The sequence below is a fragment of the Campylobacter sp. RKI_CA19_01116 genome, assembly GCF_025771405.1.
In the GTDB taxonomy this organism is placed as follows: domain Bacteria; phylum Campylobacterota; class Campylobacteria; order Campylobacterales; family Campylobacteraceae; genus Campylobacter_D.
Window position 1 is genome coordinate 94,366 of sequence record NZ_JAKMQF010000004.1, and the last position, 23,541, is coordinate 117,906.

The 23,541-nt window shown below is 29.6% G+C and carries 23 protein-coding genes and 1 pseudogene; 9 read left to right on the forward strand and 15 right to left on the reverse strand.

All coding sequences use genetic code 11. From position 1 onward, the window contains the following. From L8U41_RS04535 to L8U41_RS04550, 4 genes are read left to right on the forward strand one after another with little or no spacing between them, the layout of a single operon-like run. Positions 1–2,028, forward strand: a complete 2,028-nt coding sequence (locus tag L8U41_RS04535; RefSeq protein ID WP_263727934.1) for an ATP-dependent helicase — start codon at positions 1–3, stop codon at positions 2,026–2,028. A 54-nt stretch (positions 2,029–2,082) separates the two neighbouring features. Then, a complete protein-coding gene (tpx, locus tag L8U41_RS04540; RefSeq protein ID WP_039641481.1) occupies positions 2,083–2,607 on the forward strand; it encodes a thiol peroxidase in 525 nt (174 codons plus the stop codon). 39 nt (positions 2,608–2,646) lie between these two features. Continuing rightward, positions 2,647–3,252 carry a Crp/Fnr family transcriptional regulator gene (locus L8U41_RS04545; protein WP_263727935.1) on the forward strand — a complete coding sequence of 202 codons (606 nt, stop codon included), beginning with the start codon at positions 2,647–2,649 and terminating at the stop codon, positions 3,250–3,252. Between the two features lie 57 nt (positions 3,253–3,309). Further along, positions 3,310–3,510 carry a DUF2892 domain-containing protein gene (locus tag L8U41_RS04550; RefSeq protein ID WP_012661495.1) on the forward strand — a complete coding sequence of 67 codons (201 nt, stop codon included), beginning with the start codon at positions 3,310–3,312 and terminating at the stop codon, positions 3,508–3,510. On the opposite strand, the pseudogene msrA reads toward L8U41_RS04550, so the two are convergent. The 15 genes and pseudogenes from msrA to L8U41_RS04625 form a co-directional block, all read right to left on the reverse strand. Further along, positions 3,507–4,012: pseudogene (gene msrA, locus L8U41_RS04555) on the reverse strand (peptide-methionine (S)-S-oxide reductase MsrA). The gene L8U41_RS04550 and the pseudogene msrA sit on opposite strands and share 4 nt — an antisense overlap. After that, on the reverse strand, positions 4,002–4,367 hold the full coding sequence (locus L8U41_RS04560) for a hydrogenase maturation nickel metallochaperone HypA (protein ID WP_263727936.1): 366 nt from the start codon (positions 4,365–4,367) through the stop codon (positions 4,002–4,004). The pseudogene msrA and the gene L8U41_RS04560 overlap by 11 nt, the downstream one beginning before the upstream one ends. Continuing rightward, complete coding sequence (gene hypE, locus L8U41_RS04565) at positions 4,367–5,338, reverse strand: hydrogenase expression/formation protein HypE (RefSeq protein ID WP_263727937.1); 972 nt, start codon at positions 5,336–5,338, stop codon at positions 4,367–4,369. The genes L8U41_RS04560 and hypE overlap by 1 nt, the downstream gene beginning before the upstream one ends. A 1-nt stretch (position 5,339) precedes the next feature. Further along, positions 5,340–6,431 (reverse strand): hydrogenase formation protein HypD, encoded by a 1,092-nt coding sequence (gene hypD / locus L8U41_RS04570; RefSeq protein ID WP_263727938.1) that lies wholly within the window; start codon positions 6,429–6,431, stop codon positions 5,340–5,342. Continuing rightward, complete coding sequence (locus L8U41_RS04575; RefSeq protein WP_012661500.1) at positions 6,418–6,699, reverse strand: HypC/HybG/HupF family hydrogenase formation chaperone; 282 nt, start codon at positions 6,697–6,699, stop codon at positions 6,418–6,420. The genes hypD and L8U41_RS04575 overlap by 14 nt, the downstream gene beginning before the upstream one ends. Beyond that, positions 6,699–7,433 (reverse strand): hydrogenase nickel incorporation protein HypB, encoded by a 735-nt coding sequence (gene hypB / locus L8U41_RS04580; protein ID WP_263727939.1) that lies wholly within the window; start codon positions 7,431–7,433, stop codon positions 6,699–6,701. Before hypB ends, L8U41_RS04575 begins: the two co-directional genes overlap by 1 nt. 63 nt (positions 7,434–7,496) lie before the next feature. Further along, positions 7,497–9,695, reverse strand: a complete 2,199-nt coding sequence (gene hypF, locus L8U41_RS04585) for a carbamoyltransferase HypF (RefSeq protein ID WP_263727940.1) — start codon at positions 9,693–9,695, stop codon at positions 7,497–7,499. Further along, on the reverse strand, positions 9,676–11,190 hold the full coding sequence (locus tag L8U41_RS04590; protein ID WP_263727941.1) for a hypothetical protein: 1,515 nt from the start codon (positions 11,188–11,190) through the stop codon (positions 9,676–9,678). Before L8U41_RS04590 ends, hypF begins: the two co-directional genes overlap by 20 nt. Positions 11,191–11,290: 100 nt before the next feature. Continuing rightward, entirely contained in the window at positions 11,291–12,112 is an 822-nt protein-coding gene (gene pepE / locus L8U41_RS04595) for a dipeptidase PepE (RefSeq protein WP_263727942.1), read from the reverse strand. Between the two features lie 73 nt (positions 12,113–12,185). Beyond that, the gene (locus tag L8U41_RS04600) at positions 12,186–12,851 is read right to left on the reverse strand and encodes a M48 family metallopeptidase (protein ID WP_263727943.1); all 666 of its coding nucleotides are present in this window, start codon (positions 12,849–12,851) and stop codon (positions 12,186–12,188) included. Beyond that, positions 12,827–14,143, reverse strand: coding sequence for an MATE family efflux transporter (locus tag L8U41_RS04605; RefSeq protein WP_263727944.1), 1,317 nt, complete (start codon positions 14,141–14,143; stop codon positions 12,827–12,829). The genes L8U41_RS04600 and L8U41_RS04605 overlap by 25 nt, the downstream gene beginning before the upstream one ends. A 155-nt stretch (positions 14,144–14,298) precedes the next feature. Next, positions 14,299–15,039 (reverse strand): phosphate ABC transporter ATP-binding protein PstB, encoded by a 741-nt coding sequence (gene pstB / locus L8U41_RS04610; protein ID WP_214100477.1) that lies wholly within the window; start codon positions 15,037–15,039, stop codon positions 14,299–14,301. Beyond that, positions 15,036–16,124: a phosphate ABC transporter permease PstA gene (gene pstA / locus L8U41_RS04615; protein ID WP_263727945.1), complete on the reverse strand. Its 1,089-nt coding sequence runs from the start codon at positions 16,122–16,124 to the stop codon at positions 15,036–15,038. Before pstA ends, pstB begins: the two co-directional genes overlap by 4 nt. Then, a complete protein-coding gene (gene pstC / locus L8U41_RS04620; protein ID WP_263727946.1) occupies positions 16,121–17,035 on the reverse strand; it encodes a phosphate ABC transporter permease subunit PstC in 915 nt (304 codons plus the stop codon). The genes pstA and pstC overlap by 4 nt, the downstream gene beginning before the upstream one ends. Before the next feature lie 16 nt (positions 17,036–17,051). Then, on the reverse strand, positions 17,052–18,035 hold the full coding sequence (locus L8U41_RS04625) for a substrate-binding domain-containing protein (protein WP_263727947.1): 984 nt from the start codon (positions 18,033–18,035) through the stop codon (positions 17,052–17,054). A gap of 85 nt (positions 18,036–18,120) precedes the next feature. Between L8U41_RS04625 and L8U41_RS04630 the strand changes: the two genes are divergently transcribed. The 5 genes from L8U41_RS04630 to L8U41_RS04650 all read left to right on the forward strand — a co-directional run bounded on the left by L8U41_RS04630 (position 18,121) and on the right by L8U41_RS04650 (position 23,497). Then, positions 18,121–18,780 carry a response regulator transcription factor gene (locus L8U41_RS04630; protein WP_257904279.1) on the forward strand — a complete coding sequence of 220 codons (660 nt, stop codon included), beginning with the start codon at positions 18,121–18,123 and terminating at the stop codon, positions 18,778–18,780. Positions 18,781–18,836: 56 nt separating this feature from the next. Continuing rightward, positions 18,837–20,063, forward strand: a complete 1,227-nt coding sequence (locus L8U41_RS04635; RefSeq protein WP_263727948.1) for a sensor histidine kinase — start codon at positions 18,837–18,839, stop codon at positions 20,061–20,063. 78 nt (positions 20,064–20,141) lie between these two features. Further along, positions 20,142–20,636, forward strand: coding sequence for a non-heme ferritin (gene ftnA / locus L8U41_RS04640; RefSeq protein WP_012661514.1), 495 nt, complete (start codon positions 20,142–20,144; stop codon positions 20,634–20,636). Positions 20,637–20,742: 106 nt separating this feature from the next. Next, on the forward strand, positions 20,743–21,378 hold the full coding sequence (locus L8U41_RS04645; RefSeq protein ID WP_263702654.1) for a helix-turn-helix transcriptional regulator: 636 nt from the start codon (positions 20,743–20,745) through the stop codon (positions 21,376–21,378). A 181-nt stretch (positions 21,379–21,559) separates the two neighbouring features. After that, the gene (locus tag L8U41_RS04650) at positions 21,560–23,497 is read left to right on the forward strand and encodes a cytochrome c family protein (RefSeq protein WP_263727949.1); all 1,938 of its coding nucleotides are present in this window, start codon (positions 21,560–21,562) and stop codon (positions 23,495–23,497) included. Positions 23,498–23,541 lie beyond the last annotated feature (44 nt).

A 23,541-nucleotide genomic window follows, 5' to 3' on the forward strand; every position in this document is an offset into this window, starting at 1 on the left:
ATGCCCTTATCGCGTTTAAATGAAGAACAATACAAAGCTGCTAGTGCTCCTTTTGGACACAATCTTATCATAGCAAGTGCAGGCACAGGTAAAACTTCGACCATAGTTGCAAGAATAGCCTTTTTACTTCAAAATGGTATAAAGCCTGAAAAAATTATGCTTTTAACCTTTACAAACAAAGCTAGTAAAGAAATGATAGAAAGACTTGGCAGGTATTTTGATAAAAGTATTACTTCAAAAATCACAGCAGGAACCTTTCATAGCACTGCTTATTCTTTGCTTAAAGAGTTAAATCATGATATTATTTTAAAACCTGCTAGTGAGCTTAAAATTCTTTTACGTTCCATTTTTGAAAAACGCACTTTTCATCATTTAAGCGACACTAAACCTTATATGCCAAGTTATTTGTATGATGTGTATTCTTTATTTCAAAATACTAATGCAAATTTAGATGAATTTTATAATTGGTTTTGTCAAAATTATGATGAACAAGCTGTTTATGCTGAAATTTATGAAGATATTTTAAAAGAATACGAAGAAGAAAAAGCACGTTTTAATTATGTGGATTTTAATGATTTATTGATCAAATTAAAACATGTTTTAGCTTCACATCATTTTGAATTTGATGAGATTTTGGTAGATGAGTACCAAGATACTAATACTTTACAAGGTTCATTAATTGATGCTTTTAAAAGTAAAAGTTTATTTTGTGTGGGGGATTATGACCAAAGTATTTATGCTTTTAATGGGGCTGATATTTCTATTATAGGAAGTTTTAAAGATAGATTTATCGATGCAAATATTTTTACTTTAAATAAAAACTATCGTTCTAGTAAAAATATACTTGCACTGGCTAATAAGGTAATTTTAAACAATGAAAGATTATATCCTAAAGAATTGATTGTAACTAGAGAAGGAGATTTTAAAGCACCAAGTTTGCTAACTTTCAATGAATTATTTGATCAATACTCTACCATAGCAAAAATAATCTTACAAAGTGGAGTTAATCTTGATGAAATCGCTGTTATTTTTAGAAACAATTCTAGTGCAGATGGAGTAGAAGTTGCCTTGAGAGAACTTGGTATAGCAAGCAAAAGAAAAGGCGGGGGAAGTTTTTTTGAAAGCTTGGAAGTTAAAAACTTTTGCTCTATGCTTGCAATCGTGCTTAATCCAAAAGATATCATGGCTTTTATACACTTACTTGAATATACCAAAGGAGTTGGCGGGGTTTTAGCAAAAGATATTTTTGACGCTTTATTAAAACTGGGACATTCTAGTTTGATTAAAGGTTTTTTAAATCCTGATAATAGTGTGAGTTTAAAAAAATACAAAAAACAAAGTTACCAACTAGGACTTTTTGATGATATTGAGGAGCTAGCCTCGCCTTCAAGATTTAATCTAAAAAGTGAATTTAACACCCACCCTATTTTAAGCCTTCCTAAAATCAACGAGCTTTGTGCGAAAAATCTTGAAAAAATTTATCTTTTTATTAAAAAAGCAAGCGAGTGTAAGGTTTCAACTCAGCTTGTAAATTTAATCTTAGAAAATGATTATTTTAAAGAAATTTGTGATATTTTAGCAACCAAGAGAGCGACTAATAAAAACTCCAATGTTGATTTAAATAAAAAAAATGAAATTTTAGAAAAAATCAATGCAAAAATGTTTGTATTAAAAGAACTTGCTAAAAATTACAGTGATAATTATAAATATTATAATTTTCTTACTCTTGGTGCTAGTGAAATGAGTAGCGGTAGTGGTGTTAATCTTTTAAGCATACATGCTAGTAAGGGGCTTGAGTTTGAGCTTGTATTTGTAATTGATCTTGCACAAGGAAGATTTCCCAATCAAAAACTCATGAGCATGGGTGGAAGTTTGGAAGAAGAAAGAAGGCTTTTTTATGTAGCAGTAACTAGAGCTAAGGATACTTTATACTTAAGCTATGCAAAATATGACAAGATTAAAAAAAGCAATTATCAACCCTCGTGTTTTCTAATCGAAGCAGGTATGTGCAAAGAAGAACAAAAATAAGACTTTATTAATCTTTTTATATTATGATTAATAAAAATCATTCAAGGAGAAAAAATGAATAGTGTATTATTCAAAGGAAATAAAGTAAATCTAAAAGGAAACAACATCCAAGTTGGCGATATGGCTCCAAATATCACCTTAAAAGCTAAAGATCTTTCAGGTGTTGAAATTGCTCCAAAAGGCAAAACTCAAATTATTATCAGCGTGCCAAGCCTTGATACTCCAGTATGTGCAACTGAAGCTAGAGAATTTAATAAAAAAGCAGCAGCAAGTGGTGTAGAAGTAATCGTAGTTAGCATGGACTTACCATTTGCTATGGGTCGTTTTTGCTCAACTGAAGGTATAGATAATTTAACTGTTGCAAGTGATTTTGTTTCTAAAGAATTTGGTGAAAAATATGGTGTTTTAATGGCTGATGGTCCACTTGAGGGAATTTTAGCTAGAGCAGTGTTTGTAGTTAAAGATGGTGTGGTTGCTTATAAAGAATTAGTAAATGAAGTAACAGAACTTCCAAATATGCAAGCTCTAGAAAGCTTCTTTAGTCAAAGTTGTGGATGTGGTGGTTGTGGTTGCCACTAAAATTTAAAAGCCTTTTATAGGCTTTTAAAACTTAAAAACATGGAAAATTTTCTTTCTCGTTTTGAAATAGAAAAACAAGATCTCAAACTTATACAAGAGCACTTACAAATAATAAACACTGAAAAAGACTTTAAGGTCAATGATAAATGTTTAGGATTTATAAAAATTTTAAAAGGTGAGCTTAGAGCTTTTATTTTAACCCCAAATGCAAAAGAAATAACACTTTTTCACCTTAAAGAAAATGACGAATGCGTTATTTGCTCTGAGTGTAATATGGATGGCATATCTTATGATGTTTTTATACAAAGTACTCAAAATACAAGCATAGCCATCATCCCCTCAACAATTTTTCAAATTTTAAAAGAAAAATACCCAAAAATTAATAATTATGTTTTAAGTTTAATCACCAAGCGTTTTAACACCTTAATCAAAGTTTTAGAACAAGCTTTATTTATGCCTTTATCTTCTAGAATTTGTGATTTTTTGAAAGAAAATGCTAGCAACAATACTTTAAAAATTACCCATGAAGCTTTAGCTAATCACTTAGGAAGCGCCAGAGAAGCCGTTTCAAGAATTTTAAAAGAATTAGAAAAAGAAGGTAAAATCAAACTTGAAAGATCTAAAATAATACTAATTTCTTTGTAACTTTATCACAGAAATACTTTTAAAATTTATTTATAATATCAACAAAAAGGAGAAATTATGAGTAAATTAGAAAGAGTGCTTAGAATAGCTTTAGCCATAGTGGCATTTTCTTTAGGAGTTTATTTTTCAACTTGGTGGGGATTATTGGGTTTAATTCCTTTATTAACAGGTATTTTTGCTGTTTGTCCTATAAGAGTACTTAGTGGAAAACAAGCTTGTCCACTTGGGGTTTGCCCTATTTCTAAAAAGAAAAACTAGGAATGATTTGCTAGTTTTTCTAGCTTTGGTGTAATGACAAATCTACAATAAGCTTGGCTGGGATTATTTTTAAAATATTTTTGATGATAATCCTCAGCCTTATAAAATTTTTCTAATTTTAAAACTTGTGTAACTATAGCTTTAGCATAATATTTTTGTGCTTTTTGTAAAAAATCACTAATGATTTTTAACTCCTCATTAGTTTGATAAAAAATAACTGATCTATATTGTATCCCCTCATCAGCACTTTGTTTATCTAAGCTTGTTGGATCATGCATTTTGAGAAAAATTTCTAAAATTTTTCTAATGAAATTTGTTTTTCATCATAAATTATCTTAGCTACTTCTATATTTTCATCGCCATTTATCACGCTTTCATAATTTGGATTTGGCTTACCACCGCTATAACCTACTTCTGTATAAACTACGCCTTTAATTTCATCAAACACAGCTTGAGTACACCAAAAACAACCCGCACCTAAAATGATTTCTTTATTTGTCATTGTTTTCTAAATTCTCGTTTTCTTTTAAAACAAGTTGCATAAGATAAAGTTCTTCTCCATCTATGATTTTTAAATCTTTATCTTCGCATTTTGGGCACCAAAAGATATTATTTTCAAGCACTCCACTAAAATGGCATTTTTGACACTCAACTACTACTTCTTGAATATGCATAATAAATTTAGCATTTTTACATAAGGGACTATTTTCTTTAAAAGTTTCAAAGCTTCTTTGTAAAAGTGGAGGCTCAACCCCACTTAAGCGCCCTATTTTAACATGCACTTCTTCAATAATTTTTCCTTGAGCATATTCTTCGCAAAGCTCTAGTAATGATTCTGTAATACTTAACTCATGCATTAGCAAATTCTTGGTAAAAGTTCGCCTTTTGGAGCTTCTAAAATGCGTTTTGCTCCATAAGCATTTTCTAAAACCACTCTTGCTTTTTCATTAGCTGTGATTTCACCTATAATAGCTGCATTAGCATTGAATTGTTTTAAAATTTCTAATGCTTTTTGCTCATCTTTTTTATCTACACAAATAATAAAAGTTCCTTCATTTGCAAGCTCATAAGGCTCATATCCAAAAAGCTCACAAACCCCTAAAACTTCATCACAAACTGGAATTTTTTCTTCATATATTAAAAGCTCTAAATTGCTTAATTTAGCCCATTCATTTAAAACCGCACTAAGTCCACCACGCGTAGCATCACGCATTGCTTTTATAGAAATATCTGTATTTAAAAGTGCTAAAACTTCATCTTTTAAGCTTTTACAATCACTTTGGATATTTGCCTCTAAATTATTTCTTTCAACCAAAACCGCACAACCATGAGCTCCAATATCCCTTGAAACTAAGATACTACAACCACTTTTTAATTCTTTGGTATTGATTTTTTGTATATTTTTACCTATACATGAAGTATTAATATATATTTCATCGCCTTTATTTTTAGGAACAACTTTAGTATCCCCACAAACTAGTTTTACTCCTGCTTTATCACATTCTTCTTTTATAGATTTTAGTATAATTTTTAACTTTTCTATCTCAAAACCCTCTTCTAAAATCAAAGCTAGTGATAAATATAGCGGTTTTGCTCCCACCATTAATACATCATTTACGCTACCACAAACTGCTAATTTTCCTATATTTATATCTTTTAAAAAGATAGGATTTAGTACAAAAGAATCGGTGCTAAAAGCTAAATCATCTAAAATAGCAGCGTCATTTGCTTCTTTTAAAACATCATTTTCAAAAATAGAAAAAATTTCATTTATCAAAGCATTCATTTCTTCGCCACCACCACCGTGGGCTAGAGTAATTTGTTTCATTTTATGCCTTATCTTGATAGTATTTATAATAAGCCGCACAAGCTCCTTCACTAGAAACCATACAGCTACCTATAGGATTTTTTGGAGTGCAAGCTTTTGCAAACACCTTACAATCATAAGGCTTAGCCAAGCCTCTTAAAATTTGACCACAAATACAAGCTTTACTCTCATCTTTACTTTGCACTTTACAATCAAACACTTTACTAGCATCTAAGTGCGCAAATTCATCTTTTAAACAAAGCCCACCATTTACAATCACTCCAAGACCTCTAAATTCAAAATCACAAGGTTTAAAGTATTTTTCTACTAAAGCCTTAGCTTTTAAATTTCCTTCTTTACTAACTACTCTGTGATATTCATTATAAACTTCAAAAGTATTTGCATTCATTTGCTCTACTATATTTAACACACTAAGCATTATATCAACTGGCTCAAAACCACTCACTGCTATAGGAGTTTTGTATTTTTTAGCAATAGGTTCATAAATATTTGATCCTGTGATAACGCTTACATGAGAAGGCCCCAAAAAGGCATCAATTATTACATTTTTATCTTGCATGATAGTTTCTACTGCGGGTGGAACTAATACATGATTGATATGAAAAAATAAATTTTTTAAATTTAAGGCTATACTTTTTTCTATAATCACCCCACTCATAGGTGTAGTTGTCTCAAAACCTATGGCAAAAAAGATTATATTTTTTTCAGGATTTTTTATGGCTATATCTATCACATCCAAAGGTGTATAAAGCGCTCTAATATCAGCTCCTTTGGCTCTAAGATCAATTAAGCTTTTATAACTTCCTGGCACTTTAAGCATATCACCTAATACACAAAAGATAGTATTTGGCATACTTGCAAGCTTTAAAGCTACATCAATACGCTCTCTTGGCATAACACATACAGGACAACCTGGGCCATGAACAAAATTAATTTCTTTTGGCAATAAATCAGGTAAACCAAATTTCATAATACTATGCGTATGTCCACCACAAATTTCCATGATATTAATAGGCTTAGTAATTTTAGAAGCAATAAGTTCTTTTAGGGCTAAAATTCTTTCTTTATCTCTAAAATCATTAATTAAATCCATTTTTTAGCCCCATATCGCCTTCGTTTTCATCAATTTGCCCATTTTGCATTTTCTCTGCTATATCAGCATAAATTTTTAAACTCTCTTGCGCAGCTTGAGTGTCGATTTTTTCCATAGCAAAACCCACATGTATAAGCACATAATCGCCTACTTTTAAAGGTTCGCTTATCAAGTCTAAACTCACCCTTCTTTTAACCCCTAAAGTTTCTACTATGGCTGAATTTAGCTCATCAATTTCTAAAATTTTAGAAGGTATAGAAAGACACATTAGTTAAGCTCCTTTTTCATTTTTAGATAATTTATCCAAAGATCAAATCCTGTTTTTGTTTTGCTATCTAAAATCATAATATCTATTTTAGGATTTAGCCTTTTAGCAGCCATAGAAGCTGCTTTAAAATCAAAGTCAAAATGCTGAGCTAAATCGGCTTTAGCAATGACTAATAAATCAGCCTTTCTAAACATCACTGGATATTTTTCTACCTTGTCACTACCTTCTGTTACTGAAAGTAAAACTACATTTAAATGCTCGCCCAAATCATAACTTGCAGGACATACTAAATTTCCCACATTTTCAACAAATACTATATCAAGCTCACTAAGTTTAAAATGATGTAAAGCTTCATGCACCATAAAAGCATCTAAATGGCAAGTTTGTCCTGTGGTGATTTGATGAGCTAAGCCTCCTGCTTTGATAATGCGATTTGCATCGTTATTAGTTTCTAAATCCCCTTCAACCACGGCTATTTTTAAATCATCTTTTAAAGTTTTTATAGTTTCTTCTAAAAGTGTTGTTTTACCGCTTCCTGGAGAACTCATTAGATTAATACAAAGAGTATTATATTCATTAAAATGCTCTCTATTATGAGCTGCTTGATGATCATTTTTTGATAAAATTTTACTAATAACATTAATAGTTTTTTCATCTTTTAAAGCTGGATTTTCATGATGGTGTTCATGATGATGTTCATGTCCATTAATAGAACAGCCACAATCTTTACACATAATCTTTCCTTTATATTTTTATTTTATTGTATATAAAAAAGTATTAAAAAAATATGAGTTTTATTAAGTTTTTAAAGATAAATAATGCACAAGCTGCCCAAGTGCAATAGAGCTATCATTGCAAGGAAATTGTAAAGAAGTTTTATAAGTGAATTTTTTTCGATCTAAAATTTCAAGTAAGGTTTTATTTTGAAATACCCCACCACACAAAAGCACTTCTTCTTTAAAATCTTTTGAATATTCTATAATTAAATTTACAATGCCATTAAGCAAACCTGTGCTAATTTTAACCTTATCTTTATCTTCTAAAGCTTGTAAAAAAGCATTTTTAAAGCAAATTTCTTTTTCTTGGATATCAAATTTGTAACTATAATCAAGATTTTTATCATAATATTTTTCCATCAAAAGTCCAATTTGTGCTTCATAATCAAGCTTTTGTATATCAAAAGCAAAAGCGCCAAAAGCATCAATAATCCTACCAAGAGAACTCGTATATAAAGAGCTTTGAGTGTAAATTTTTTTAAGATTATTTAATTTTACTTGAGAAAATTTAGCTAAAAACTCGCTAGCTTTGTTTTCTAAATTAAAATCAAAAATCAAAGCTAAAGCTAAATTTGTGATATTTTTAATATCTGCATTAATGAGTTTGAAATTTTTAAAATGATTTAACCTTTCATAGTTTTTTAAATTCGCTCTAAAAATCTCACCACCCCAAATTTTTCCATCATCTCCATAACCTGTTCCATCAAAAACAAAGGCTAAAACATCATTTTTGTAAATTTTGTGTTCAAATAAACAAGCACACAAATGTGCATAGTGATGTTGCACGCGAAAATTTTTATAATCTTTAAATTCTTTTACATAGTTAAATTGTGGGTGTTTATCGCTTAAAATATGGTCAAAATTTAGTTTATAAGAGTTTTGAAAGAAAGTTAAAATTTTAAAAAATCTCTCTTGTATGTCTAAACTTTTCATATCGCCTATATAAGGAGAAATAAAAATTTGATTTTTAAAAAAACAAGCAAATTCGTTTTTTAACTCACTTCCTAGAGCTAGAATATTTTCTTTTGTATTAAAAATATCTGCTGTATTGATATAAAGTGGATTAAGGCCTCTTGAAGTCCTTAAAAACATTACTTCTTTACCAATAACTTGAGCAATACTATCATCGCTTGAGTTGTGTATTGTTCTATCATAATCAAGATAAAAATCAAATACATCACTAAGTTGCTCTAAAAGTTTTGTTTCTTCATAAATAATGCTTTGTGAACTTAAATTAGCACTTGTTGCAATGATAGGTTTTTTAAAATGTTCAAAAAGCATTAAATGTGTTCCCATATAAGCTAACATAATACCTATTTTATTGGTATCTGATGCTAAGCTTTTATGGATATTTTTGCTATTTAAAATAACTATGGGTTTTAAATTTGAAGTTAAAAGTTTTGCTTCAGCTTCATTAATAAAAGCTAATTCTTGAGCCATTTTAAGATCTTTTACCATGATAGCAAAAGGCTTTTTAGGGCGATTTTTGCGTATTCTAAGTTCATTTATAGCATTTTCATTTGTACTATCACAAATTAAATGAAACCCACCCATACCTTTAAAAGCTATGATTTTACCTTCTTCTAAAAGCTTTGCAAGCAAGATAAAAGCTTTTTCATCTTTGGCTAAAATATCTTGATTTTTATCTTTTAAAAAAATAGTAATTTTACATTTTGGGCATGAGAGTGGTTGGGCATGAAAACGACGATTAGTAGGATCTTCATACTCGCTTTGACAAAAAGAACACATTTTAAACTCATCCATAGTCGTATTAACTCTATCATATGGAAGTTTTTTTATAATAGAAAATCTTGGCCCACAATTTGTACAAGTGATGAAAGGATATTTAAAACGCGGATTTTTCTCATCATAAAATTCATTATAACAATCCTCACAAAGAGCAAAATCACTTAAAATCGGGCTAAATTTTTCACTATCTTGTGAAGTACTTATACTAAATTCATTATAAGTTTTTTGAAGTTTTTTATAAGAAAAGCTAAAATCATCTATCCTAGCTAAAGGTGGTAAATTAGCAAAAAGTTTTTCTTTAAAAATTTCTAATTCATCATTACTACACTCAAGGATTATAACAACACCTAAGCTATTATTATAAACTTCACCTTTTAAATTAAGCTCTTTGGCTATATTAAAAACAAAAGGACGAAAGCCAACGCCTTGCACTAGCCCTTTAATATGAATTTCATATCCAAAGTGGGACATCACTTAACTTAAAAAATGGTATGTGTTTAAATACATTTTTACTAAGGCTTTTGTGCTCAAACAAACTTCCACTAAGCACAGCACAATCAACTTGCTCTTTAGCCTTTAAATCATCAAATAAATCCCTTAAAAAATACGCCAAACTCTCAACAACACCTAAGGCTATGATTTGATTTTCTACTCCAGCAAGCTTAAAACTCATCACGCTTCTTAAGGTCTTAGTATAGTCAAATTCTTTTTGCTCATTATGCTTAAAATCTATCCTAACACCTTTTGCCATTTTACTCTCATCTGCTAAGGCCAAAAGCGCTAATGCTGCTTTTTTCTCGTCTTCATCAAGCTCTAAAATCATCCCTACCATGCCAAAAAGATTAAAAAAATTATTAGCCATATTAAGTTCTTTTCGTACAAGAATAAATTCTTTTTCATAATTAGCTAGCAATCTCTTAGCAACATCATCTTGACTTATAGTTTCATAAAACTCATCAAAGCTTTTTGGTAAATTTAGTTTTAAAAGATTGATTTCTTTATCAAGTAAGATAATATCATCATTTCTTTTGCTAAGTTCTAAAAGCAAAGGCTTTTTGTCTTTAAAATCAGACAATATACAAGAAATTCTTGCAAAATTTTTATCTTCTTTTTGAAAAATCAAATTTTTAAACTCAGGTAAAATATAATCATAACCCCTACAAACTACTAGTTCATTTTCGATTAAAGCTACTTCAAAATCATCCTCAAAATGTTCTAGCTTTTTAAAATTTAAAAACTTAATTCCTTCTTTTTCAAGCTCAAAACACAAGGCAAACAAGAAAAGATTATCATATATTTTTATTTTAAAATACTCATGATTTAATTGATGATTTTGTCTAAAAATAGCATTAAATTTAAGTTTCATTAGAGGCTTTTCAACCCCTGCTAAGATTTTAAACTGCTCGTTATTACAAGAAAAAAACACATTGATATGCTTTGGATCACTTGGCATTAAAAAATCATCCAATGCTTCATTAAAAATTTCAAAAGCATATACTCCTTTTGAGTTTTTAAAATATATTTTTTCTTTGTTTTTTAATTTTTCTAAGGCTTTTTTTAAATTATCGCAGAAATTTTCTTTAGTGATTTTTATAAAATCTTCTTCTATCTTAAACTCTTCTTCTACAAAAACACCCCATTCATTTTCTAAAAGCTCGCCATTAGTATAAGCATTTGCATTAAGTCTTGTTAAAAAACTTCTTTTAGTGAAGTTTTTTTCTTTTTTTATAGGTGTAAAATCTTCTTCTATAACTTTTAAGTCGAATTTGTTTAAAAAAACACTGTGGCTGATATTTTCTAAATTAGAACAAAAGGCTTGAATTTCATCTTTTTCGCCTTTAACTTTAATAATGATTTTTTCATCTTTTTGCTCATAGTTATACACATAATCTTTAGCATAATAAGCTAACAAAAACTCAAAAATATCGTTTTTAGATTTATAATCAAAAGTAATTTCTAAAAGCAAGTTTAAAACCTTAAAATTAAATTTTTAAAGCATAAATATAACAATTTTAATTCTAAGGAAAGCTTAAACAAGCTATCTAAAATATAGATAGCTTGTTATTTTAGTAGTTAAATTCAGAACCGATAGCGATTTTTTGAATTTCTTTTTTGTTTTCAAGTTTTAAAAGTGGAGCATTTTTATCCATACCTAAAACTTTTGCTTTTTTTCCATCAAGTAATAATGCAACACCTTCAGGCAAAGCATAAACAACTACTTTAGGATTAACAATCAAAAACTCTTCAAGTCTTTCTTCGCGGCTTTCACCATTGTGTCCTACTGGCTTACCTGAGATAAAATGCGGGTTGATTTGATGAGGGAAGATATTAAAAGTGTTGAATGATTTTGGTTCAACTATAGGCATATCATTAGTTGTCATCATAGTTGCACCTGCTACGTTTGAGCCTGCTGACCAACCAACATAAGGCACACCCTCGCTTACTCTTTTTGCGATGAGTTCAACTAGGTTATTATTGTAAAGTTGATTTACAAGTTCAAAAGTATTTCCGCCTCCTACAAAAATCGCATCAGCACTTTTAACAATATCAACAGCATTACCTCTATGCACACTAATTATTTGAAGACCTAAACTCTCTAAAGCTTTAGCAACTTGTGCTTCATACTGTTCATAAGTTTTTCTAACACCTGCATAAGGTATAAATGCTACTTTTTTGCCTTTTAAGTTATTTTTTTCAACAAATTCTTTAAGCCAAGGTAAAGCATGGTTTAAATACCCAGTGTCTTTATAGCCTGAGCTTGAGAGCAATAAAGCTTTTTGCTTATCTTTTGGAAAATTAACCACATCGTTAGCATTTAAAGCCACACCGCTAAAAAGCATAGCAGCTAAACCAAGAACACCTACTTTTAACAAATTTCTTCTTTTCATTGTTTTTCCTTTAAAAGATATTTAAAAACAATTTATTTTAATAAATGATTTTTTAAATTAAAATAAATTTTTGTTAAAAAATAAGACTTTTTAGAAAAACCTCTCTTGTCTTGTAATCAGGCATTAATTTATGTAAAAAATCATAAAATTCTTTTTGATGATGTGGGTAGATTAAATGTGTAAGTTCATGCAAAATCACATATTCTATAGCTTTTATAGGTTTTTGCATGAGTTTTAAATTTAAGTTTATATATGCTTTTTGATGATTGCAAGAACCCCATCTTGAAATCATTTCTTTAATGCAAATTCTTTGCACTTTTCTCTTGTGGATAAATTGCCATTTTTTTATAAAATACTCAAAAATCACCCTAGCACTACGCCTTAAGAAAAGATCTAAGGACTTTTGATTTTTTGCAAAAATTTTATCTTTTTTTATAAGAACTTTTTTATGATTTTCGTTAAAAACTAGCTTGTATTTTTTACCTAAAAAATACAATTCATCACTTGCTAAAACTACTCTTTTTAAAGAAAGTTCTTTTTCTTTGGCTCTAATCCAACTTTCATTTTTTTCTAAAAATCTTAAAACATCTCTTTGCTCATAATATAGCGGTATACTAAGTTTGAAATTTAAATCCCTATCTATCCTAAGTCTTAGATATTTGAGTTTTTTCTTTTCAAAAGCAAAACGAAATTCTTTAAATTCTAAAATTCCTTTTATACTAGTGCTTTGCCTTGCCATTTTTTACTTTTCCATCTGTATGAATTGACTATACCGCGTAAAAACTCATCTGCACAAAAACCTATCCAAACTCCCAAAATTCCAAGTCCAGCATAAAAACAAAGCACATAACCAACTGGTAAAGAAACCCCAAGCATAAACACCACTCCACTTAAAAACGGAAACCTCGCATCACCACTTGCTCTTAGTGAATTTACCATGACTATATTAAAAGTTCTTGAAATTTCTAAGAAAATTGAAAGCGCAAAAAGCGGTATCATAAGCTCTTTTAAACTCTCTTCAAGCTTTACTACACCCATAGTGAAATCTTGCAAAACATAATTAAGTAAAGCTATAAAAGCACTTGCAACCACGCTAAAATACAAAGCTATCCAAGTATGTTTATAGGCCACATTTAAGTATTTTGCGCCGACTAATTTACCTATGATAATTTCATTTGCTACGCTTATGGCTTGTCCTACTAGCATGATAAGTAAAGAAATTTGAAAGTAAATCGTTTGAACGCTTAAATTTTCTTTACCCAAACTTGCTACAAAAGCAAAAGCTATGGTGTATTGTATAAACCATATCAAATGTTCTCCTGCTGCAAAGCCACCGATATTAAAAATCTTTTTAAGTACCACTTTTTCAAGGTTTATCATCTCTTTAATTTTAAGATGAATTTTGAGCTTAAAACTAAGTATTGCTATAAGCATACCAAAGGCTACCAAACGCCCAAGTATATTACTAAGCCCTACTCCAAAAAGCTCTAGCTTAGTAAAATGCAATACATAAAAATTTCCTATAAATATCACAACATTCATCAATAAGGTAGTAAACATAACCCAATAAGCCATATTATACACCCTAATAATAGCAGCCAAAACTATACCCATAGCATCAAAAAACAAACAAATTCCAAGCATATGCAAGTAAATTTCACTGTCTTTTAAAAGTTCATTTGGAATTTGCAAAAGATAGAGCAAAAACTCTCCATGCCATAAAATCAAACTTCCACACACAAAACCAAGCAAGGCATTTAAAAATAGACTTTGATGAATTGCCTTTCTTGCTAGAGTGTAATCCTTAGCTCCTAAAGCTTGAGCGATCACTACACTACAACCCACACTTAAAAAACTAAAAATAATAATAAATAAATCTGCTACTTGATTACCCGCACCCATAGCCCCAACTAAAAAGTTAGAATACTGCGAAACCATCACAGTGTTGATAATCAAAGAAAAATATCTTAAAAACATTTCAAGTAATATAGGCATACTAAGATGTTTAAGTGAAAGTTGTTTGCTTGCCATGAATACTCTTTTGATAAAAAGTAAAAAGTAATTTTACTTAAAAATTACTTTTTTAAAGATAAATATATTTTTAATTTTGCTGATTTCAAGAATAAACAAATGTATTTTAGAAATTTTGATTAATTATATCATCAAAATTTCTAAATAAATAAAAATTATCCAAAAGCTCCATTTAAATAAGCTTTTGTTTTTTCTTCTTTAGGATTTTCAAAAAATTCCTTACTCTCTCCAAATTCTACAAGCTCTCCTAAATGAAAAAACGCAGTATAATCAGCCACGCGCTTAGCTTGTTGCATGTTATGTGTTACCATAATCATGGAAAGATTATGACTTAATTCTTTAATAAGCTCTTCTATAACACTTGAAGATATAGGATCAAGTGCAGAAGTTGGTTCATCTAAAAGTAATAATTTTGGCTTTATAGCCAAAGCTCTTGCAATACAAAGGCGTTGCTGCTGACCACCTGAAAGTGCTAGAGCATTTTGTTTTAGTTTATCTTTAACCTCTTCAAAAAGCCCTACTTTTTTAAGACAATCTTCCACCAAAGCATCTTCTTCATCTTTGTTTTTAATCATCCCATGGAGTTTTGGAGCATAAGAAATATTATCATAAATGCTTTTTACAAAAACATTAGGTTGTTGAAATACCATTCCAACTTTTTTTCTAAGCACGACTAAATCTTGATTTTTAACATCTTTTCCATCAATCTCAACAAGACCATCGATTTTTGCTATTTTGTCATTCATCCTATTAAAACAACGCAAAAATGTGGATTTTCCACAGCCTGAAGCACCTATTAAAGCTGTGATTTTATTTTTTTGAATTTCCATATTAATATCAAATAAAGCTTGTTTTTTACCATAAAATAAATTTAGATTTGTTGTTTTTGCTATCATTTTAATTTTCCTTGAAAATATCTTCTTAAAAGTATTGCTGCTAAATTTAAAATCACCAAAAGAGATAAAAGCACTATAATCCCTGCTGCTGTTCTTTCTAAAAATGCACGCTCTGGCATAGCTGACCATGAAAAAATTTGAGCAGGTAAAACACTTGTTGGTGCAAAAACACTATTTGCTACATCAGGTATAAAAGCTATCATACCTATAATCATTAAAGGCGCAGTTTCGCCAATAGCCCCTGCTAAAGTTAAAATAGAACCTGTTAAAATCATAGGCATTGCCAAAGGTAGCATAATGCCTTTTATCATTTGAATTTTAGTCATGCCTAAAGCATATGCAGCATTTTTCATATTAATATCTACACTTTTTAAAGCAGCTTTAGTTGAAACAATAATAATAGGCAAACTCATAATAGCCAAAGTTAATCCCCCAACTAAAGCACTCGAACGCGGCATCCCAAAAAGATTAATAAATACTCCAAGTCCTAAAAGTCCAAATAAAATACTAGGAATGCTAGCTAAATTATTTATACATACTTCTATAAAATGCGTAAATACATTTTGCGGAGCAAATTCTTCTAAATAAATAGCTGCCCCAACTCCTATTGGAATGCTTACAACCATGCATACTAACATCACAAGCAAAGTTCCAACCACAGAGGCAAATATTCCTGAATTTTCAGGTGATTTAGAGTCTCCATTAAGGAAAAAATTTGTGTTAAAACTTAGCTTAATTTCTTGTTTTTGAACTAATTCATCAACTAAAGTTTTTTGTTCATCACTTAGTTTATTGTAGTTTTTTTTCATATATTGATCAACTTCAGAATTTGCTAAAAGCCAAGATTTTTCTTTGATTTGACCCGTTCTTATTTTCCTTTGTTCAGCACGCGATAAAAGCTCATACGAAGGGTTATTTCTATCAGCCTGGGCATAAATGTAAGTTTGCTTAAAAGCTCCTATCCCAAGATACCCTACGCTTGATAAAAAAACACAAAGAAAAATAAGGTTTATATAAAACCCCATTTTACAGAATCTTTTGAAATTTTTTGAAGCTTTTTTTCTTTGTTTAAAAAGTTTTTTCATAAATTTTTCCTTTTATGGAAGCGATTTATCAAATAAACGCTAAAAATATTAATGATTAATGTAATAATAAAAAGCACAAGCCCTAAAGAAAATGCACTTAAAGCTAAAGAACTATCAAAAGCTTGATCACCGCTTAATGCTTCTACTATTTTTACAGTCACTGTTGTCATATCTTCTAAAAAATTCATTGTTAAATTTGGACGCAGTGAAGCAGCCATAACAACAATCATTGTTTCACCTAAAGCTCTTGAAAGTCCTAAAAGACAAGCTGCAACTATACCTGGCATTGCTTCTGGTAAAATTACTGCAAATACGACTTCTTTTTTAGTCATACCTAAAGCATAAGCTCCATTTATCCTTTTTGAACTTACAGCTTCAATGCAATCTTGTGAGAGTGAAGCTACTATAGGAACTATCATGATACCCATGATAAAACCTGCACCTAGGGCGCTTTGAAAACTAGCTTTGATACCAAAAAGAGAAAAAAACCACACTATAAAAGGAGCTACAACTATGGCTGCGAAAAATCCAAAAACTACAGTAGGAATTCCTGCTATGATTTCTAAAATAGGTTTTAAATAGTTTTTAGATTTTTTACCTGCAAATACTCCAAGATAAATAGCACACATTATGCCTAAAGGTAAGGCTGTTAACATTGCTATTAATGAAATATAAAAAGTTCCCCAAAATAAACTCAAAGCACCAAAAACACCATGCTTGCTACTTCCATCAGCACCTACAAATGCAGCATCTGCTGCCCACTGACTTGAGAATAAAAAAGTAAATACGCTTTCTTTTTGAAAAAATTTTAATGCCTCTATTAAAATAGTTAGCATAATAGCAAAGCTTACTACTACGCTAACAAAAGCACAAAGAAAAAGCGTTAATTTTATTATTTTTTCTTTTATCAATTTTTCATCCTAAAAATTAAAAAACTTTCCCTGCTTTAACAAGCTCATCAGTTAATAAACCTTTTTCTTCTATATGTTTTTGGGTTTGTTTTAAAGTTTTTTCATCCAAAGGAACCAATCCTATTTTTTCTAATTCTGCTCCGCTTTTAGCTAAATCATCACTCATATAAATTTTTGCAAATTCAAATACTTCTGGATTTTTCTTAGCATTCATATATATAAACAAAGAACGAGCTAGTTTATATTTTCCTTCGGAAATATTCTTCTCATCAGCTTTTACACCATCAATATCAACTGCATTAATCTTATCATCATTACTAGCTAAAAATCCGTATCCAAAAAGCCCAAAAGCTTCTTTATCAACAGAAAGTTTTGAAACAATTAAATTATCGTTTTCTCCACTTGGTATAAATGCTCCATCTTGGCGTATAGTTTTATACACACCTTTATATTCAGGAATTTTTTTAGAAATATCTATCATTACAAGCTCTTCTATACTATCTCTTGTTCCTGAACTTGATGGAGGGCCATAGATGGTAATTTTTCTATTTGGTAAATTTTTATTGATTTGTTGCCAATTTGTATAAAGATTTGGGACTAATTTTCCATCTTGTGGAATTTCTTTAGCCAAAGCTAAAAATAACTCGTGTAAGCTTATATTTAATGGAGCATTGATTTTATTTTGAGCTAAAACTATGCCATCATAACCTATCATAATACCGACTATATCACTCACGCCTGATTTTTTACAAGTTTCAAATTCACTTGGCTTAATTGCTCTTGAAGCATTAGAAATATCAGTAATTCCTTCACAAAAAACTTTAAAACCACCGCCTGTGCCAAGACTTTCAACTATAGGTGTTTTTGTATTTTTTATAACAGCATATTCTTCAGCAACAAAAGAAGTAAAAGGATAGACAGTAGATGAACCTGCTATTTTTAATTCTGCTGCGTTTAGACTAACAAAAGTAGCTACACTTAAAGCCAAAAGTTTTTTCATTTTTTCTCCTTAGTTAAAAAGTAATGAAAATTTAAAAAAACTTGGAAACATTTTGGATACATGTATTTTTTGATATAATTTTTATATGTTAAATATTATTTTGATAGAAGATGATAAAGATTTAAATGAGTTAATTAGTTTAAGACTTAGTCAAGAAAATATAAAAATTTATAGTTATTTTGATTTTTTTGACTTAGAAACCTTTCTAGATACAAACGAAATAGACTTAATCATCATGGATAGAAATTTACCAAGTGGCGATAGTGTAGAGATGATAAAACAATTAAGAAAAAAAGGTTATATGGAGCCTGTGATTTTTCTTAGTGCAAAGACTTTACAAAAAGATATTTTAGAAGGTTTTGAGCAAGGCTGTGATGATTATATATGTAAACCCTTTGATTTTAATGAGCTTTTATTTAGAATTAAAGCTGTAACTAAAAGAAATAAAACTCCAAAAGAACAAATTTCTTATCAAGATTTTACCTTATATATAGAAGACAGAAAACTAACCTATAAAACAAATACATTTGAAAATTTATCAACCCTAGATGTAGAACTACTCAAGTGTTTTTTTAATTACAAAAATCAACTTCTAAGCCGTCAATTTTTAAGTGAGCAAGTATGGAAAAATGACACAACAAGCGATAAGACAATCAATACAGCTATTTTAAGATTAAAACAAAAAATTCCACAAATTAAAGAGAATATCATTTCAGTGCGCTCGGTAGGCTATAAATTGTGCTAAAAATAAAAACATTTTTCCTTTTTACACTTGGATTTTTTTGTATTGCTTTTTTTATATTGTTTTATTTTTTTAATGAAAGCTATATCAATACTACGGTAAAAAATACTTATGAGCAAAAACTAAAAACACTCAATGATGTTTTACAATTTCAGTTATTAGATACACTAAATTCTAACAATATCAAGCAATTTGCTCAAAATACTAGAGCAGATTTTATCATTAAACAAAATGATGATATTTTTTCATCATTAAAAGATTATTCTTATTTTCTAAAACATTTTAAGTCTAATTTTACCCATGATTTTTATAAGCAAAAAGAAATTTATTTTAAAGCTTATGCTTATAAAAACTATCAATACATCATCATTGTATATCCTAAAATACACTCTTTGGTGCAAAATTTTTGGATTAAAAATATTATTATTTTTTCTTTCTTTTTACTTGTACTTGTTGTGTTTTATTTTGTTGTATTTAATTTTTTCAAAAATTATTTTCAAGAATTATTATTGTTTGTTAAAAGTATCAAATCAAATACTAATTTCATTTTAAAATATAATTTCGTTTATGAATTAAAAAATTTAAATTTACGCTTATTGAAAATTAAAAAATTACTCATCAAGCAAGAATTAAAAAACAAAAAACAAGCTAAGAAAATTCAAACCAAAAACACCCAATTAAGCAATGTAATCAGCGCTATATCACATGAGCTTAAAAACCCTATAAGCGTTATAGATTTGAGCTTGCAATCTTTAAAAGAAACTAATGATGAAAATATGAAATTATTTTTACTTGAAAAAATTCACAAACAAAGCGTAAAAATCAACCAACTAACACACAAACTCAATTTTGTTTTTAATCTTAATTTTAATTCTTTAAATTTAGAAAAATTCGACCTATATGCTTTAAGTAAAAATTTATTAGAAAGTTTTAGAGATGATAGGTTGAAAATTCAAGGCCAAACAAGCTTTATCATAGCGGATAAATTTCTCATAGAGCAAGTCATCATTAATCTAATAGACAATGCCTTAAAATACAGCAAAAAAGAGGTGTTAATCATCATAAAAAATCAAAATTTTACTATCATAGATCAAGGTGTAGGCATAGAAGAAAAACACCTTAAATTTATAACAAAAAAATTCTACAAAGCAAACTCAACACAAAATAACTCTTTTGGACTAGGATTGTTTTTGGTTAAAAAAATACTCACTTTACACAAAAGTTCTTTAAAAATTCAATCTAACCTACAAAAAGGTAGTATTTTTTCTTTTAGTATTAATTTATAATTTTTATAAATACACTTATTAATGTATTTTTAATGTAGTTCTAACTAATATAACAAAAATAATTCATAAGGAGAAAAAATGCTTTCTAAAGAAGTAGTGGCTTTATTAAACGAGCAAATCAACAAAGAAATGTATGCAGCAAATTTATATTTGAGTATGAGTTCATGGTGCTATGAGCATAGCTTTGATGGTGCGGGTGCGTTTTTGTTTGAGCATGCAAGAGAAGAAAGTGATCATGCTAGAAAACTCATCACTTATTTGAATGAAACTGATTCTAAAGTAGAATTAAAAGAAGTTAAAAAACCTGATAGTGATTTTAAATCATTGCTTGATGTGTTTGAAAAAACTTTTGAGCATGAGCAAAGCATTACCGCTTCTATTAATAATCTTGTAGATTTTATGCTTTCAAGTAAAGATTATTCTACTTTTAATTTCTTGCAATGGTATGTAAGCGAACAACACGAAGAAGAAGCGCTTTTTAGAGGTATAGTAGATAAAATCAAACTCATAAGCGATAATGGCAATGGCTTATATATGGTAGATCAATACATCAAAAGCTTAATTAATAAATAATATTTAGCTTCCATAAAATTTGGAAGCTAAATATCTTTTAATTTAAAAGAATTCTTGCAAAATAAAAGTAAATTTGCTAAAATACTTTTTATTTAAAAGGATTTTTATGCAAATGAATGAAATTACTGATAAACTTAAATTTATACTCCAAAAAGAAGGCATAAAAAATGCCAAAGATTCTGATGTAGCTAAAATGCTAAATATTAATCCAGATACCTTTTATAGTATGAAATTTAGAAATTCCATACCTTATAAACAAATACTTCATTTTTTAAATGAAAGAAATATCAACATCAATGCATTTTTTTATGAAGACTCTCTTGAGAGCAATACTCCAGCACTTGATTTAAACTATAATGTCTTAAAATATTATGATGTTAATGCTTCTATGGGAGGTGGAGCTTTAAATGATAATGTAAGTTTTTCAGAAGTGATTATAGATGAAAAACTAAGTGATTTTTTTGGCTCTAAAAATTGTGATATCATCCCATGTATAGGCGATAGCATGGAGCCTGAAATTAAAGATGATTCTTTGTGCTTAGTAGATAAAAGCAAAAGCTTTAAAGAAGGTGGGGTTTTTGCAGTAAATACTAGAGATGGTTTGTTTATCAAACAAATTTTTAAAAGTAATAAAGGCGGGGTTTATCTACACTCTTTTAATCTAAGTTATGCAGATGTTCATTATCAAAATGGCGATTTTTTAATCGTGGGTAAGGTAGTGGGGACTATAAGTAGAATTTAGTATGTAGCAAATAACTTCTTTTTCTATATGATAATTTTTATTATTTAAATTAATAAAAAATAAATATAAATATATTTTAAGTTAATTTTTATTAAAAAATAGTCACAATTATACTTTAATAGTTAATAGATAATAAATAAGAGTATTTTTATCTTTTAACAAAACACGCGAAAGGGAAGTTATGAAACACAAATTAGCTAAGGTTGCTACCTATGCCTGTTTAGCCTTAGGTATAAGTTTAAGTTCGCAAGCTTTTGCTTCTTCAGAGCCTAGAACTCTTGATGGTTATGTAGCTCAAGAGGATGCATTTTTTGACTATCTTTACAAACATCACCCTATTTTTAAATATGAAAAAGAAGGGCGTTTGGTAGGTAAATTTACTCATAGTGATAGAACAGAAAACTGGGTTTTAAATCAAAATGGGGCTAAATTTGCTGCTGAGCATGATTTAAAACAAGCTTCTATTACTTATCGCTTGCCTTATGAATCTTTTTTGGATTTTCCAAACAAATTTGTAGGCCCAAAAAAATGCGGTGAGTGTCACCCTGCTCAATATGCTTCTTGGGAGCGTTCTCGCCATGCAAAAACCGTGCGTTTTCCGCATGAAATGGAAGAAGTTGGCGGAGCTGAAGGTTTAAAAAAACCTATGTATAACTCTCAAGCTACTATTTTACCTGATGGAATTTATCCAAATGATGTTTATGCTCTCATTGGAACACCAAGAACAAAATATGGTTTTATAGATAGATGGCTTGTGCGTGGAACTTACCATGTTGAAGATGGAAATTTGAGTGATTTAAGTGGTAAATTAACCGCCGGAGGTAATCAATTCTCAAGACTTTGGAGTGAGTTTTTAACCCCTGAAATGGCACAAAAAATAGCTGCTTTTGCACCTGGTTTTCCTACTAAAATGGAAGATTTTGGAGGAAATGGCTCTCAAGTATGGGGAACAAACTCTTATGCTGCAACTTATAAAGAAAAAGCAGTTTTCCAACCTGCTACTGCATATTGTGAAACCTGTCATACTTTTAAATTTGATTTTAAGAGTAAGGAAGAATTTTACAAAGCACTAGGTAATCCAAAAGAACTTCAAAAACATACCATCTCAAAAGGTATTACTTGCGAGGAATGCCACGGGGCTGGAGCACATCTTTATGGAGCAAGAGGTGCGGGTATGCCATCAAATTGTGAAAGATGTCATCAAAGATTTTCATATAATGAAGCTGATGCTAAAATCAATCCTAGAAAACCTTTCAATGCGTATTTTAAATCAAGTTGTCCTGCGTGTGGAACAGAAGGTGCTCAAATGTATTCTTCAGCACACTATGATAAGGGTATGAGATGTAATACTTGTCATGATCCACATGAAGTAACTTTTAATGATTGGAAAAGCGGTTATACTAAGACAAAACTTAAAAAAACTTGCAAAGATTGTCATGAAACCCAAGCAAGCTTTTTCAAAAAAGGTGGAATTCACGCAAAAGATAGCTGTACAGCTTGTCACATGCCAAATATGATGAGTTGTGAAAACTTTGGAGCGGTTCAAAACCCTGATAAAGGTGGGTTTGATAATGTTAGAGCTTCACATATTTGGAATATCAAAGTAGATAAAACCGCAAAAACACTTAACCCACCAGAAGGTAAAGAAAGATCACCTAAAGTTGGTGGTTGGACTATAGCTAGAGATGATGAGGGTAGATTTTTCCTTGATTTAATGTGGAGTTGTGGTAGAACTAGTTTTAGTGATATTAATCTAATGGGTCCTGGTGCAAGTGGTTGTCATAGTCCTGTGCAATCAACCTTACCTGAAAAACTTCACTTTAGCAATCAAGAAATGATTTATGATAAAGTAATGCAGTGGCAAAACCCTGTTAAAGAAGGTTATGAGAAAATTAGAAAAGGCATAGCAAATATTGATAAAACTTTTGCTGAAAAAACCAAACTTTCAGTAGAGCAAAAATCAAAAGTACTAAGCCTAACAAATCAAGCTCAAGCCATAGCTGATAGACTAGAAAAAGATGGTTCTTGGGGTGTTCATGGACCTGCTTATTCTAAGAAAATCATAGAAGAAGCTTTAATTTATATCCAAGAAGCACAAAATATCCTAAATGGTAAATAAAAACAAAGGAAGAATGAAAAATTCTTCCTTCAAATAAGGAGCTA

What these genes read in the sequence shown, in the direction of transcription:
- L8U41_RS04535 (WP_263727934.1), top strand. Translation starts at nt 1, where the DNA reads ATGCCCTTATCGCGTTTAAATGAAGAACAATACAAAGCTGCTAGTGCT.
- tpx (WP_039641481.1), top strand. Translation starts at nt 2,083, where the DNA reads ATGAATAGTGTATTATTCAAAGGAAATAAAGTAAATCTAAAAGGAAAC.
- L8U41_RS04545 (WP_263727935.1), top strand. Translation starts at nt 2,647, where the DNA reads ATGGAAAATTTTCTTTCTCGTTTTGAAATAGAAAAACAAGATCTCAAA.
- L8U41_RS04550 (WP_012661495.1), top strand. Translation starts at nt 3,310, where the DNA reads ATGAGTAAATTAGAAAGAGTGCTTAGAATAGCTTTAGCCATAGTGGCA.
- L8U41_RS04560 (WP_263727936.1), bottom strand. Translation starts at nt 4,367, where the DNA reads ATGCATGAGTTAAGTATTACAGAATCATTACTAGAGCTTTGCGAAGAA.
- hypE (WP_263727937.1), bottom strand. Translation starts at nt 5,338, where the DNA reads ATGAAACAAATTACTCTAGCCCACGGTGGTGGTGGCGAAGAAATGAAT.
- hypD (WP_263727938.1), bottom strand. Translation starts at nt 6,431, where the DNA reads ATGGATTTAATTAATGATTTTAGAGATAAAGAAAGAATTTTAGCCCTA.
- L8U41_RS04575 (WP_012661500.1), bottom strand. Translation starts at nt 6,699, where the DNA reads ATGTGTCTTTCTATACCTTCTAAAATTTTAGAAATTGATGAGCTAAAT.
- hypB (WP_263727939.1), bottom strand. Translation starts at nt 7,433, where the DNA reads ATGTGTAAAGATTGTGGCTGTTCTATTAATGGACATGAACATCATCAT.
- hypF (WP_263727940.1), bottom strand. Translation starts at nt 9,695, where the DNA reads ATGTCCCACTTTGGATATGAAATTCATATTAAAGGGCTAGTGCAAGGC.
- pepE (WP_263727942.1), bottom strand. Translation starts at nt 12,112, where the DNA reads ATGAAAAGAAGAAATTTGTTAAAAGTAGGTGTTCTTGGTTTAGCTGCT.
- L8U41_RS04600 (WP_263727943.1), bottom strand. Translation starts at nt 12,851, where the DNA reads ATGGCAAGGCAAAGCACTAGTATAAAAGGAATTTTAGAATTTAAAGAA.
- L8U41_RS04605 (WP_263727944.1), bottom strand. Translation starts at nt 14,143, where the DNA reads ATGGCAAGCAAACAACTTTCACTTAAACATCTTAGTATGCCTATATTA.
- pstB (WP_214100477.1), bottom strand. Translation starts at nt 15,039, where the DNA reads ATGATAGCAAAAACAACAAATCTAAATTTATTTTATGGTAAAAAACAA.
- pstA (WP_263727945.1), bottom strand. Translation starts at nt 16,124, where the DNA reads ATGAAAAAACTTTTTAAACAAAGAAAAAAAGCTTCAAAAAATTTCAAA.
- L8U41_RS04625 (WP_263727947.1), bottom strand. Translation starts at nt 18,035, where the DNA reads ATGAAAAAACTTTTGGCTTTAAGTGTAGCTACTTTTGTTAGTCTAAAC.
- L8U41_RS04630 (WP_257904279.1), top strand. Translation starts at nt 18,121, where the DNA reads ATGTTAAATATTATTTTGATAGAAGATGATAAAGATTTAAATGAGTTA.
- ftnA (WP_012661514.1), top strand. Translation starts at nt 20,142, where the DNA reads ATGCTTTCTAAAGAAGTAGTGGCTTTATTAAACGAGCAAATCAACAAA.
- L8U41_RS04645 (WP_263702654.1), top strand. Translation starts at nt 20,743, where the DNA reads ATGCAAATGAATGAAATTACTGATAAACTTAAATTTATACTCCAAAAA.
- L8U41_RS04650 (WP_263727949.1), top strand. Translation starts at nt 21,560, where the DNA reads ATGAAACACAAATTAGCTAAGGTTGCTACCTATGCCTGTTTAGCCTTA.